Annotated in this window: 12 protein-coding genes and 1 pseudogene; 10 read left to right on the forward strand and 3 right to left on the reverse strand. The window is 50.0% G+C overall.

Going from position 1 to position 13214, the window contains the following annotated elements:
• Nucleotides 1-215: 215 nt before the first annotated feature.
• Complete coding sequence (locus tag L6H70_RS17980; protein ID WP_236335360.1) at nucleotides 216-1400, reverse strand: hypothetical protein; 1185 nt, start codon at nucleotides 1398-1400, stop codon at nucleotides 216-218.
• A gap of 299 nt (nucleotides 1401-1699) precedes the next feature.
• Here L6H70_RS17980 and L6H70_RS17985 point away from each other — a divergent pair.
• From L6H70_RS17985 to L6H70_RS18000, 4 genes and pseudogenes are all read left to right on the forward strand, one after another.
• Nucleotides 1700-1828, forward strand: a pseudogene (locus L6H70_RS17985) (LuxR C-terminal-related transcriptional regulator); the annotation flags it as partial.
• 163 nt (nucleotides 1829-1991) lie between these two features.
• Complete coding sequence (locus L6H70_RS17990; protein ID WP_236335362.1) at nucleotides 1992-2753, forward strand: SagB/ThcOx family dehydrogenase; 762 nt, start codon at nucleotides 1992-1994, stop codon at nucleotides 2751-2753.
• Nucleotides 2754-2961: 208 nt separating this feature from the next.
• Nucleotides 2962-3444, forward strand: a complete 483-nt coding sequence (locus L6H70_RS17995) for a DUF2975 domain-containing protein (protein WP_236335363.1) — start codon at nucleotides 2962-2964, stop codon at nucleotides 3442-3444.
• Between the two features lie 10 nt (nucleotides 3445-3454).
• Nucleotides 3455-3673 (forward strand): helix-turn-helix domain-containing protein, encoded by a 219-nt coding sequence (locus L6H70_RS18000; RefSeq protein ID WP_236335364.1) that lies wholly within the window; start codon nucleotides 3455-3457, stop codon nucleotides 3671-3673.
• Nucleotides 3674-3780: 107 nt separating this feature from the next.
• On the opposite strand, the gene L6H70_RS18005 is transcribed toward L6H70_RS18000, so the two are convergent.
• Nucleotides 3781-3966: a hypothetical protein gene (locus tag L6H70_RS18005; protein ID WP_236335365.1), complete on the reverse strand. Its 186-nt coding sequence runs from the start codon at nucleotides 3964-3966 to the stop codon at nucleotides 3781-3783.
• A 430-nt stretch (nucleotides 3967-4396) separates the two neighbouring features.
• Here L6H70_RS18005 and efeO point away from each other — a divergent pair, with 430 nt between their 5' ends.
• The 6 genes from efeO (at nucleotide 4397) to nagA (ending at nucleotide 11985) form a co-directional block, all read left to right on the forward strand.
• A complete protein-coding gene (efeO, locus tag L6H70_RS18010) occupies nucleotides 4397-5290 on the forward strand; it encodes an iron uptake system protein EfeO (protein WP_236335366.1) in 894 nt (297 codons plus the stop codon).
• 5 nt (nucleotides 5291-5295) lie between these two features.
• Nucleotides 5296-6600 carry an iron uptake transporter deferrochelatase/peroxidase subunit gene (gene efeB / locus L6H70_RS18015; RefSeq protein ID WP_236335368.1) on the forward strand — a complete coding sequence of 435 codons (1305 nt, stop codon included), beginning with the start codon at nucleotides 5296-5298 and terminating at the stop codon, nucleotides 6598-6600.
• Nucleotides 6601-6643: 43 nt separating this feature from the next.
• Nucleotides 6644-8446, forward strand: a complete 1803-nt coding sequence (locus tag L6H70_RS18020) for an FTR1 family iron permease (protein WP_236335369.1) — start codon at nucleotides 6644-6646, stop codon at nucleotides 8444-8446.
• A gap of 757 nt (nucleotides 8447-9203) precedes the next feature.
• Complete coding sequence (locus L6H70_RS18025) at nucleotides 9204-10082, forward strand: MurR/RpiR family transcriptional regulator (RefSeq protein WP_236335370.1); 879 nt, start codon at nucleotides 9204-9206, stop codon at nucleotides 10080-10082.
• Nucleotides 10082-10810 (forward strand): glucosamine-6-phosphate deaminase, encoded by a 729-nt coding sequence (gene nagB, locus L6H70_RS18030; RefSeq protein WP_236335372.1) that lies wholly within the window; start codon nucleotides 10082-10084, stop codon nucleotides 10808-10810. Before L6H70_RS18025 ends, nagB begins: the two co-directional genes overlap by 1 nt.
• Nucleotides 10798-11985 carry an N-acetylglucosamine-6-phosphate deacetylase gene (gene nagA / locus L6H70_RS18035; protein ID WP_236335373.1) on the forward strand — a complete coding sequence of 396 codons (1188 nt, stop codon included), beginning with the start codon at nucleotides 10798-10800 and terminating at the stop codon, nucleotides 11983-11985. Before nagB ends, nagA begins: the two co-directional genes overlap by 13 nt.
• A 153-nt stretch (nucleotides 11986-12138) precedes the next feature.
• On the opposite strand, the gene L6H70_RS18040 is transcribed toward nagA, so the two are convergent.
• A complete protein-coding gene (locus L6H70_RS18040) occupies nucleotides 12139-13062 on the reverse strand; it encodes a YhcN/YlaJ family sporulation lipoprotein (protein WP_236335374.1) in 924 nt (307 codons plus the stop codon).
• Nucleotides 13063-13214 lie beyond the last annotated feature (152 nt).

A 13214-nucleotide genomic window follows, 5' to 3' on the forward strand; every position in this document is an offset into this window, starting at 1 on the left:
ACCACCTATCAATTAGGTAATAATACCCAATTATAGCATGTACCATCAAAGTTACAATAAGAAGATAAACGATATATATGCTTGCTCTTTAATCAAATTCAAATTCAAATTCAACCGTCTCACGGAAATTTAAATATATATGTAAAAGTTCACCGTGCTGGCTTGACTAATAAGGCAGTAAAAATAAGAAAGGGAGCCTAAGTAGGCTCCTGCTCCTATGCGATCTTATATATATAAATCATCTCAATATCAACATCTCTTTCAAAGTTAAAGATATTATAATTTACATACATTGGATCCTTTACTGATGTGTACGCTAATCCATTAAATCCTATTCGTTTGCAAATCATCTCTATGATATTTGTTAATACATACTTTTTAGACATTTGTCCTTTATAGTTACCGTTATCGTAAATAAACTCACCAAAATCTTCAAAGATCGTGTCAATAGGCATCAGAGTTAAGGTACGTAATACCCGAAATTCCGCATAATTATATTCCTCATTATTGCCTAGAGGAAGCTCTTTTTTTAAAACCCCCTCATCATTTGAGCAGTATAAAGTAGTCTGTCCGTGGGAGTTGTACCTGCCTTGACTTGGCAAGTAATCTGGAGCATTCCACATTCTTTCTTCAGAATATAACTCATTTCCAAGAGTATTAATTTGGGCTCTAAAGAATCTTTTACTTCTGTATAACTCTAAGCATTGTTTTTTGCTAAACAACATCTCTATCTTTTGATATAAGATATCAAACACTTCATGCTCACGAATAAATATTGGATTTCTTACATATTGGTCTCTAAAATCGATCAATTTTTCAATACTGATACTTTCGTCAATAAATCGTACGTGGCTTTTAATCTCATCGAAATCCTCACCATAGAATTCATAATTAAAACTATGAACCTCATTCTTTGTATAAACTTCTGTATCTCTATTAAACTTTTCATCATACATAGTATCTTTTGAGCGTGCCCCTCCACCATTTCCACAGTGTGGGCACCGCAAGCAGTCTATAATATCATCATAGTATCTATCCTCAACTATAGTAAATTCAGTAATTAGGTTTTCTAAAGTCGTATATATGTGATAGCTATCGAATTTAGATTCCCACTCATCGTTTTCTTTAAAGTGGACTTGTAAGCTTGCCTGTAAATCTTTCATGTCCAGTCCATGTCCACAATTCGAACAAGAATCTATCTGTTTTGAAATCTCAATTGCTAGTCTATCACAAAGATCAAATTCAACATCCTCTTTCTCATTCTCATCTTCAAAATAATAATCGTTCAACATTATATCCTTGAAGCATTTTTCACACTTATTTATATCTTCTTCATTAACCTGAAGCCCATAATCACTCTCAGGGTTAAACTGAATTAATAAGTTATCCATAGCAAACAAGATTTGTGAACAATTAAGACAAATCATATTAACCTCCATAATAAAAGATTATTTATGAATATGAGTATTCTTAATATCTAGTTGGATTGGAACAAAGGGAATTTGCATTTTATCCTATTCAATTCGATTTTCCTTAACCAGATCCCTTTCTAAAGATTAGTTGTACAATCCACTCTAGAACCTCGGTAATTGAATATGTAAAACAAAGTTGCAGTTTAATGAAAAGATATATACACTTTATGGTACTTCTCCATGTTAACCTTATCATAATCCGATTCATCCAAAAAATCTAATAAGTTATTGGGTCTAACCTTTTTCTGCATGAGTGTACTTCAAACCACATCTCCAACGTCATGCAAAAATTAAACGTAAAAGGCCGTTCGCAAGCGGTTGTCGAGCTGATCAAGCTTGGGGAGCTGAAAATATAGCTGCCGTGCTTCAGAAGTGACACGTTTAAGCCTTCTTTTATCCTATGGGATGAAAGGAGGTTTTTTGTTTGCTCACCAAAAGAGCCGATAGTGAGTTCGATCACCGTGAAAAATTCCTGACATGATACATTAAAGCTATTAAGGCAACTCAGGAGGATTTGTGATGACAAGATACGGGCAGCAAAGACAATTTCTAAAATCTAATTTCCATGAATTCAAACATATAAAAACAGATAAGATCAAGGGAATAACACAACCGCCAATTGTTAAGCCCTTTGATCCGAACTCAGTACTTATTGATTTGCCAAAGGTCAGCAAAGACGTTGTTAGCAACGACAACATTTTTGATTGTATAGATCAAAGAAGAAGTACCCGGTTTTATTCGGCGGACACTTTAAGTCTTGAGGAGTTATCCTATTTATTATGGGCAACCCAAGGGATTACGGGTATGAATAAGAACGGGCTTACAATGCGGACAGTACCCTGCAGCGGGGCGACACATACTTTTGAAACCTATTTAATGATTATGCGGGTAGAAGGCATTCAGCAGGGAATTTACAGATATCTTCCGGTGGAACACAAGCTTCTATTTATGTTTGAATTGGACGAGCTTGAACAAAAGATTGATGCGGTTACTTTGGATCAGCCCTTTGTCCCTAACTTTGCCAAAAAGGCTGCTGTACTGTTTGCATGGAGTACAACACCCTACCGGTCCGAATGGAAGTATGATATTTCAGCCCACAAAAAAATCCTCATTGATGTTGGACATGTATGCCAAAACCTTTATTTATCCAGTGAATCCATCGGTGCAGGTGCTTGCGCAATTGGAATCTATGATCAAAAGCTGATTGATGAGATTTTGGCATTAGACGGTGATGAAGAATTTGTGATCTATATGGGAGCAGTCGGGAAGAAACGGGAATAGCGGCCCGCAGCTGCTTCAGAAGTGACATCTTTATGCCTTCCTTTATCCTCCGGGATGAGGGGAGGTTTTTTTGTTGCGGGAAATTACTGGTACAGGAATATTTCACTTTAACAATAATAATATATTTATTATCATCACTTTTTTATTGTAAAACGATATATTTTGTGTTAAATTCGAATTAATCACAAGAATAAGCGGGGGATTTTTTATGGAACGTGGAACTACACTCTTTTTAAGGGCGGCTGTTATTCTGATTGGCATTCCGGTACTTGCTATTTGCATTTTTCTGGTACCCGGGATTGGGGAATTTGCCGCTGAATTGTATCCGGATTATCGTTTTTTGAAGGTGCTCGTTTGGATCGATCTGTATGCAACGGCATTGCCGTTCTACTTCGCCCTGTATCAGGCCTTTAAGCTGTTAGGCTACATTGACAAGCAAAAAGCGTTCTCGGAATTATCGGTAGAGGCTCTGAAGCGTATAAAATACTCTGCGCTTGCCATCAGCGGCTTGTTTGTACTGGGGATGCCGCTCTTCTACCTTATGGCGGAGAAAGACGATGCGCCCGGGATCATAGTCATCGGACTGATTCTGATTTTTGCCTCCATGGTAATCGCCGTGTTTGCGGCAGTGCTCCAAAGGCTTTTAAAAGAGGCCATCGAACTAAAATCCGAAATTGATCTGACGGTCTGAGGTGAAGATAATGGCGATTATAATCAATATTGATGTGATGCTGGCAAAACGGAAAATGAGCGTAACCGAGCTCTCGGAGCGGGTTGGAATCACGATGGCTAACCTTTCCATTCTGAAAAACGGCAAGGCAAAGGCGGTCCGGTTATCCACTTTGGAGGCGATATGTAAGGCTTTAGAGTGCCAGCCCGGAGATATTCTGGAATACAAAAGCGACGACGGCAGTGAGTAATCTGAAAATAAGCAAATAAAAGGCCGCAGCTCCGGAGCATCCTCCGGGCCTGCGGCCTTTGGTTACAGGTTAAGTTATTCATTCCTTCTTATCTGAAGCCACTAAGATTAATGGTATTTGACCGACTTAATCCGGGCCTGTTCCTCATATGTGAGCGGGCTTGGGGATTGTGGCGTATGCAGATGCCGCTGTACGGTGTATTCCATATTCAGATAGTCTTCCTCTCCGGAAGTCATCCCCGGCTGCCAAATTCCTACTACCCAGTTTTTAAGTTCCTTAAGTCCTTCCAGCATTACGTTCATCCTCCTTGAGCGATGAAATCTATAGTCAACAGCTCTTTTGGTTACGCTTTCATTATAGCATAACCAACGGATTTTGAAAGAGGTGTCCACAGGAAAAAGACAATATTTTGTGACCATTGTATGATAACATCATATTCTTTAAGGGTTTTGTATTCTTCTGGAGGAACCTTGTGTTTATACAGGAGACACTTTAGGCAAATCTTGATTTCGGCCCTATGTCCGCAAATTTAGTGCATCCAAATTACCTAATATCTCCCTTTTTGGGAGAGGACAGGATTGTATTTGTGATATACGTCACATTTTTTTGTTGACAGCCCCTATGCAGGGATTTATGATAAATCCAGCATAAATGATAACGATTATCATTTACACATGAGGACGTTGCTCTACTATTTTTTACATAAACAAAGGGGTGTTCTAAATGAAATTTAATTACGCTATTCCCACCGGGCTGCTCGTTGCCTCCATTCTGTTCACCGGTTGTGCAAGCAATGACAACAACAATAACAATAATTCGGGAAATGAGGCCGCTGCTGCAAGCAGCAGTAATGCAGCCAATGCACCCGCTTCAACCACCGCACCGGCTGCTGCCGATTTAACCTCAGCTATTGAACAATACCGCAATTATGTAATCGAGCAATGCGATGCGTTCGTCAAAATGACCGAAAGCTTCACCACGGCTGTAAAAGCCGGACAGCTTGAGGAAGCCAAAGCACTATACGCACCTTCACGCATGCACTATGAACGGATCGAACCGATTGCCGAAGCGCTGGGGGATCTGGATCCGAATATCGATGCCCGGGAAAATGATGTAGATCCGGCTGACTGGCGCGGCTTCCATAAGATTGAACAGGCCCTCTGGCAAAACGGGACGACTGACGGGATGTCTGAAGTCGCCGATCAGCTGCTGAAGGATGCGCAGCTGCTGCGCGCCAAGGTAGAAACCACCGATATCGACGCCACGCTGCTCGTTACCGGAGCCGTCGGCCTGCTGAACGAGGTTTCCTCCTCCAAAGTTACCGGTGAAGAGGAACGTTACTCCCATACGGACCTGTATGATTTTGTAGCCAATGTTGAGGGGGCACAGAAAATCTACGAGCTGCTGAAACCGGAGCTGGCGAAGAAAGACCCTGCACTGGACCAGACGATCGGCGAACGTTTCACCGCGCTCCTGAACGAACTGGCTCCTTTCAAATCCGGTGATGGTTATGTCTCCTATGAAACCCTGAAGGAAGACGAGATCCGCAAGCTGAGCCAGAATCTGGACGCTTTGGCCGAACCGCTGTCCAATATGGGTACTATTCTAGGAGTGTGACCGGTATGAAAAAGGATAAATCCGCAAAACCCGTGGCGAAGCCGAGTGAAGGATTAATGGACCAAAAATTAAGCCGGCGCGATATGCTACGGCTTACCGGCGTCGGCGGCCTGGGGCTGCTGCTGGGCGGGACCGGTGCAGGCAGCATCATCGCTGCCCGTAAGGCGTCCGAGCCGGCCCCCGCAGCACTGGCTGCGAATGCTGACACCATCCCGTTCTACGGGAGTCATCAGAGCGGAATTTTGACGCCTGCGCAGAATTTCATCGTTTTTGCGGCCTTTGATCTGACGACAACCAAGCTCGCCGAGGTGAAGCAGCTGCTGGAAGCATGGACCACTGCAGCCGCCGCGCTCACTTCAGGCAGCCTGATCGGCAACGTCAATGACAACCCCAACCTGCCTCCGTCCGATACCGGAGAAGCCGACGGGCTCTCCCCCTCCAAATGTACACTTACCTTTGGGGTTGGGCCTGCCTTTTTTGACGGACGTTTCGGGCTGGCTTCGAAGCGTCCGTCTACGTTTGCGGATCTTCCGGCTTTTGCGGGAGATGCGCTGGAGCCGCAGTGGTGCGGCGGCGATCTCTGCGTGCAGGCCTGCGCCGACGATCTACAGGTGGCGTTCCACGCCATCCGCAATCTGGCGCGTATCGCCCGCGGCACAGCTGTGCTGCGCTGGACGCAGGAGGGCTTCCAGCGGACCGGCGGCGCCGATCCCAAAGGCGGCACGCCGCGCAATCTGCTGGGCTTCAAGGACGGGACCGGCAATCCGGATGTGACGGATGCAGCCGCGATGCAGGAAATCGTCTGGAGCGGCAGCGGCGACGGTCCCGCCTGGATGAACGGCGGCACCTACATGGCCGTACGGCGCGTACAGCTGCGCGTTGAGGTATGGGACCGCTCCCCGCTGAGCGATCAGGAAAATACCTTCGGTCGGTACCGGCAGAGCGGTGCGCCGATCGGTGCCAAGGACGAATTCGCCGACCTTAATCTGGAGGCGAAGGACGCAGCCGGACGGCCCGTTGTTCCACCGAATTCCCACAGTGCGCTGTCGCACGGCGACGGATCGGTCAAGATTCTCCGCCGCTCCTACTCGTACTCCAGCGGAATGAATCTCAAAACAGGCCAGCTCGATGCCGGTCTGCTGTTCATCAGCTTCCAAAAGGACCTGGTGAAGCAGTTCGTCAGCATCCAGCAGCGCCTCGCCAAAAGCGACATGCTGAATGAATACATTCTCCATACCGGCAGTGCCGTCTTTGCCTGCTTCCCGGGTGTCCGCGAAGGCGGATATATCGGGGAGACGCTGCTTGGCTGAAGCATATGATCACGAATATCATGGAACGGAAGGGGTTACCCCTATGGGATGGTTGTTACATAACAATTGGCGCCGTATACTGGCCGCCGCGCTCTTAGGCGGCCTGCTCCTGCTGCTGCCCGGCAGGCCGGCAGCCTTCGCCGCGGCGGCGGAGCCGGCGCTGGACGAGCTGCTGCCGCCGGTCGGCAGCGCGCTCGTCGAAGCCGGCCAGGGCCGCTGGGACGCGGCCGCCGCCGATGTGGAATCGTTCGCAGCGCTGTGGCGCACCGCGAACGAAGGCACGCCGGACCCGGCACTCGCCGGTCCGGCTGCCGAGGTAGACGCCGCACTCGCAGCTGCGGCGTTCGCCTTAGATGCGGGCGAAGAGACGCCCGCATCTAAGGCACTGTCCACGCTCGCGAGAAGCGTGGACGCGTACGTCACTGCCGCGTCAGGCGGCAGTGACGCCAGCGCCGCCGGGCGCAGCGCGGCGGCGAAGCTGCTGCCCGCGGCCCAGGCGACGCGGGATGCGGCGCTTCGCGCCGACTGGACGGCGGCGGCTGAGGCGTACCGCACCGTCGTGAACAGCTGGGCGCCTGCGGAGCGCGGCATCCGGGTCGACAATCCGGCGGTCTACGCCCAGCTGGAGACGAAGATCAGCCTGCTGCGGATCGCGCTGCAGGCCGAGCCGCTCCGTGAAGAAGCGGCCAAATCCGAAGCGGAGGCGCTTTATACGCTGCTCTCCGATTACAGCGAAGGCAAAGCCATTGCTGCGGGAGATTCGTCAGCGGAGCCTGCTTCCATCGAGGGGCTGATCAGCTACCTGAACAAAGCATCCGCTGCCGCTACAGCCGGGGATAGCTCCGGTGCTGCCGGTATCATGGAGCAGTTCATCGTCGCCTGGCCATCGGCTGAAGGCCAGGTACAAATTGCCTCGCCCAAAACGTACACCAATATCGAGAATGAAAGTGCAGACGTCACCGGCAAGCTGCTCTCCGATCCGCCCAAGCTTGAAGAAGCACTGAAAGTGATCGATAACATGCTGGCGGAGCTGACGCCCCTGGCCGGTGAGACAACCTACACCGCCTGGGATGCTGCCCTGATTCTGCTGCGTGAAGGGCTCGAAGCGATTCTGGTACTGTCTGCCCTGCTGTCCTATCTCAAAAGAGAAGGCGGTCCAAAAACTCAGCGCTGGGTCTGGTCAGGTGCTGCATCCGGTCTTATCCTCAGTATAGGTCTTGCCTTCCTCCTTACGCTTACGATATCCCAAGCGGCTTCCGGAGGAGCACGGGAGCTCATAGAAGGAATTACCGGACTTGTTGCCGTAGTAATGATGCTCACCATCGGACGCTGGATGCACAACAAATCGAACACTGCCGCCTGGAACCGGTACGTTGGACGGCAGGTGGATGGCGCGCTGGCCAAAGGCAGTCTGTGGTCTCTGTTTTTCGTAGCGGCCCTGGCCGTTCTGCGGGAAGGCGCGGAGACAACGATTTTTTATGCCGGGATGGCTTCCTCCATTACAACCCCGCAGCTGCTGCTCGGGATTGGGTCCGCACTGGCCGTACTGATTATCGTGGGGTATGCTATTATCGCTCTGAGCGCCAAGCTGCCGATTGCTGCGTTCTTCCGCGTAGCCACCCTGCTGATCTATTATCTGGTCTTCCGTTTCCTTGGCGAGAGCCTTCATTCGCTCCAGGTGGCCGGCAAGCTACCCGCGCATGTGGAGAACACATTACCTGCCGTAAGCTGGCTCGGGCTGTTTCCGACCTGGGAAACACTGCTGCCTCAGCTTGTGGTCCTGGTGTTCATCCTCTGGGAGATGCTGCGCGGCAGAACTAACAGGAAAACGCGTCCGGCTAACTAATATCATAACTAGCTGAATCCCCGATAATCAGGGGTTATAAGAGCGGAGAATCATGCCCGAAGGTTTGGGAGGTTCTCCGCTTTTTTGGGCTGTTTATCCGTTCTTCTATCCCCCAATCCCCTCTCTACCCTTCTGCCGATCCGCACATCTGTCCCACATCTACCTATCTGTCTCCCACTCTCCCATCCAGCGTATCCAACATCCATCCGTGCATTTTCCACTAACTTTTATCTGTTAATCCAACTTTCATTACCCTAGCTACTTGGAATGAGGACTCTAAATGAGGAACGCTCGCTTTAACTGGATGAAGGCACAGTAATGGGATTTTCTCCATCTAATTTCCTCTCCACGGGACGGTGACAGACGCTAGTCGGATTTTCTCCATCTAATATCTTACGTATGGCTCAATGTCAGTATTTTTTGGAGTGTTAGCGGGAGATTTTCCACCTAAATTACCTTGTTAGGTGAAATAAGAGAGATTAGTTGGAGGTTTCCCACTAATATCTCATCCGTTGATCCTTCGTTTCTTACACTTAGTTAGCTGTCAACACATCTATATCCACTTTATATCTACTTTATATTTACTTTGTATCCTTTTAATATCCGCTCGTATCCGCAAAAACTCTTGCTTGCATCCGGCAGGAATATGTTTTATTCTGATTATGAAAATAATTTTCTCTAATATACACATAATAATAAAAATAATTTCAATTATGAAGTTGTTGTACGTTCATCATGAAGAAAAGAAGGTGGAGAAATGTCTCCTATCCTACATGCCCTGGAGCATGAGCAGGCAAGCTTCTCCCAGATGGAACGCAAGCTGGCGGAGCGCATCCTGTCCTCCCCCGGAGAAGTGGTTCATATGGGAATCACAGAGCTGGCCGAGCAGTGCGGGATCAGCCCGGCTACAATTACACGTTTTTGCAAAGTCCTGCATTTCAAAGGCTTCCCTGATTTCAAGGTCAAGCTGGCGGCAGAGCTTGCGCATAGCGATGCCTCTCCGCAGGAGGGCGGATCCTCCTATCAGGACATTGTCGCCGGAAATCCGTTATCGGTCATTGTTGAAGCAATGCAGGCCAATCACCTGACCTCCATCCGGGATACCACCTCGCTGCTTGACCTGGAGCGGCTGCAAAGTGCGATTGATCTGTTGTGCAACGCCCGCCGGGTCGATCTTTACGGGATGGCGACCTCGTCGATCGTCGCTCAGGACTTCTACCAGAAGCTGATCCGCATTGGTGTGAACTGCACTGCTTTTGCTGACTCACATATGCAGATCACTTCCGCTTCCTCACTCTCCAAGGGTGATGTAGCCTTTGCCGTCTCTTATTCGGGCGAAACCCCGGAAACCATTGATGCGTTAGCCTGTGCCGGAGCCAGCGGCGCTTCCACCATTTCGCTCACCTCATACGGAAGCAGCACACTGGCTACGCTGGCCGGCATCCCCTTATTCTCCTCCTCACTGGAGCAGGGAATGCGCCGGGGGGATATGGCTTCGCGGATCGCACAGCTGCATATCATTGATATCCTGTTTACCGGGATGGTCAGTACCCGGTTCGGGGATTTCATCCCTAAGCTTGAACAGTCTTATCTGAATGTCCAACATTACCGTCATAAACGGGGAGGCCAATCCTAATGAACATTCTTAAATTCAATAATGAAGAAGATTTCACAGAAACCGGTGCGAACCTGATCGTCAGCCTGCTGCAGAGCAATCCCAAAGCCGTGCTCGGCCTGGCTACCGGAAGCTCTCCGGTCGGCGTATATGCCCGGCTGGTTGAAATGCACCGCAAAGGCATTGTCAGCTTTGCCAAAGCCTCATCTTATAACCTGGATGAATACGTTGGCTTGCCGGAGGATCATCCCCAGAGCTACCGCAGCTTCATGAACGGCCATCTGTTCAATCATGTGGACATCGACCTTGCCCGTACTCATGTCCCTAACGGCAATGCACCCGATCTTACTGCCGAGTGTCTGGCCTACGACCAAATGCTGGAGGAGAACGGTCCGGTGGATCTGCAGATTCTCGGCATCGGCAGCAACGGCCATATCGGCTTCAATGAACCGGACGCGAGTCTTAGCAGCGGAACTCATGTGGTCGACCTACTGGAAGAAACCCGGGAAGCTAATGCCCGCTTCTTCGACAAGCTGGATGATGTACCCCGCCAGGCGGTGACAATGGGCATCGGAGGTATCCTCAAAGCACGGCAGATAGTCCTGCTGGTGCGTGGTGAAGAGAAGGCGGAAGCAGTTAAAAATGCGCTGGAAGGTCCGATTACCACCCAATGCCCCGCCTCGCTGCTGCAGAGCCATCCCAATGTTGTCGTGCTGCTGGATAAAGGAGCTGCAAAATGGCTGAAATAACCCCTTCCGGTGAGCTGCTCTACGGAAAAGTGCTGACCCCTTCAGGGCTGGTAGAACAGGGGGTGCTCGCTGTCTCCAGCGGAGTCATCCAGTATGCGGGAGAAGCTGCCTGGCTGCCCGAGGCTTATGCCCACTGGCCGGTTGGATGTAAAGAGAACAGCGGCCTGTTGATTCCCGGCTTTGTCGACGTGCATGTGCATGGCGGAGCCGGTTACGATTTCATGTACAGCGACAGCGATTCCCTGGAGACCATCACCCGGTTTCACGCTTCGCATGGAACCACCACCATGCTGGCCACGACCATGACCGCTGCCAAAGCGGATATTGACCGGGTGCTGGCCGAAGTGAATGCTTACCGGGCGGCAGAAATGCCTTATGCGCAGCTAGCCGGAGTGCATCTGGAAGGGCCGTTTATCAGTCCCAAATGGCCTGGTGCACAGAATCCCGGGCATATTGTCCCTGCCAACATTGAATGGCTGGAAGCGTGGGAGCAGCAGTACCCGGGAATGATCCGCCAGGTTACCTTAGCACCGGAACGTGAAGGTGCGCTGGAGGCAATCTCCTGGCTGCGGAAGCACGGGATTACAGCTGCTCTGGGACATACCAACGCTACCTTCGAGGAAGTTACCGCTGCGGCGGATGCCGGGCTGAATCAGGCTGTGCATATGTTCAATGCCATGACCCCGCTCCATCACCGCAAGCCGGGAGCTGCCGGTGCAGTACTGTTCGACGAACGGATCCGTGCTGAGGTCATTGCTGACGGTATTCATGTGCATCCGGCGGCAATCGGAATTGTCGCCCGGCTCAAGAAGAGTGCTAATCTGCTGCTGATTACCGACGCGATGTCCGCAACCGGACTGGACGACGGAGAATATACGATTGGCGATCTGCCCGTGCTTGTTAAAGGTGGTGTTGCCACGTTGAAGGATAATCCCGAGGCACTGGCCGGAAGCACGCTCACGATGATCCGCGGCTTCCGCTTTCTTATTCAGGAAGTGGGCCTCAGTCTCGAAGAAGCTTCAAGAGCGGCCAGCTTTACACCTGCCGTTTCCCTTGGCCTTCAGCGGACCATCGGATCCCTGGAAGCCGGCAAACGGGGCGATATTCTGCTGCTGGATGAAGCACTGAATCTGAGCGGAGTATGGATTAACGGCCGCAAAGTCGCGGTCCGGTAACCGGCACCATGCCGCTTATAACCGCTTATAAACCTAAGGAAGCAGCCATCACAGGATGGCTGCTTTTTATTGTGGCGCAGGGCCGCACGTAAAGAATAGCCCAAACCGTTTATAGGCATACTAGCTCCAGCCATTTTTATGCGGCTGAAGCTTTTATTTTCCGCTGTTGGCAGGGAAAATACGTTCAACCATGGTGCCGAATTCCTTGGCAAAGCCTTTGAGCGGATGGCCAGCACGGAATTCTTGAGCATAATAATCGGCCCGTTCCACAAAGTCAGGATTAGCCGAAACGTAGACATTCCTGATGCCCGTATTTTGCTTTCTCACTACGGAAGCGATTCTATCCTTCATATCCGTAGTCAGGTCATTGTTATCATTCATCTGATAGCTGTTATTTGGAGCGACACTGCGAGTGCCGATCCCGGTTCCCATACTATCATCGATATCCCGCTTCATACGGGTTCCATCGGTATAATTGCTGCCGGATAGTATCCCGTTTCCGCCGTTGCCCGGATAGGCTCCCGGATTCGCGGTCCCGGCTCCTCCTACCGTCCCTGTCCCGGTATTGCTCTGCGGTATGCCATTCATGGATCCGCCCATGCCGGTCATGCCGGGAGTGCCGTTAACCGTTCCTCTTCCGCCAGTTCCATTCCCTGCACCCATTCCGTTAGTCATCGGTCCGCCGGTGCCGGAAAGCATGCCGGAAGTATTGTTCTGGAATCTGTTGCCATTGTTATAAGTACGGTTATTAGTGCCCAAAGTATTCGGCTTCCCGTTTGTTTCGTCAAGCTTTACGGCAACATAAGCGCTTGTTCCGACCACCATAACATTTGCAGTGCTTACCTCTGGCATTGCGGCGACACGGTCGGCAAGCTCCTGACTCATCTCCATTTTGTCATAGGAATTATTATTATTCTTAACCGAATTCACTTGAATCCGTCCGTCATGTGTTCCCCGGACACTGTTCGGTTGCACATCCGTGCTGTTTGCCGAATTGTTGGTTCCGCAGCCTGTAAGGCTGACCATCCCCAGGAGCAGCGCGGCTGTAACTGACGTGCTAAGCTTTGATCGCAACATGAATTCATCCTCCATCTCTAGACTGTGATGTGCAGCGTAACAAGGCTTAGCATAGCCTGCAGTAGGCAGGGCTATCCTGAAAGGATTTGGCACATCCTCCGGTTCACTGTCACGCGCTGAGAAAGATTCGCGTATCCTATAGACAGTAGGGC

Source organism: Paenibacillus auburnensis (genome assembly GCF_927798115.1).
GTDB lineage: Bacteria > Bacillota > Bacilli > Paenibacillales > Paenibacillaceae > Paenibacillus_AQ > Paenibacillus_AQ auburnensis.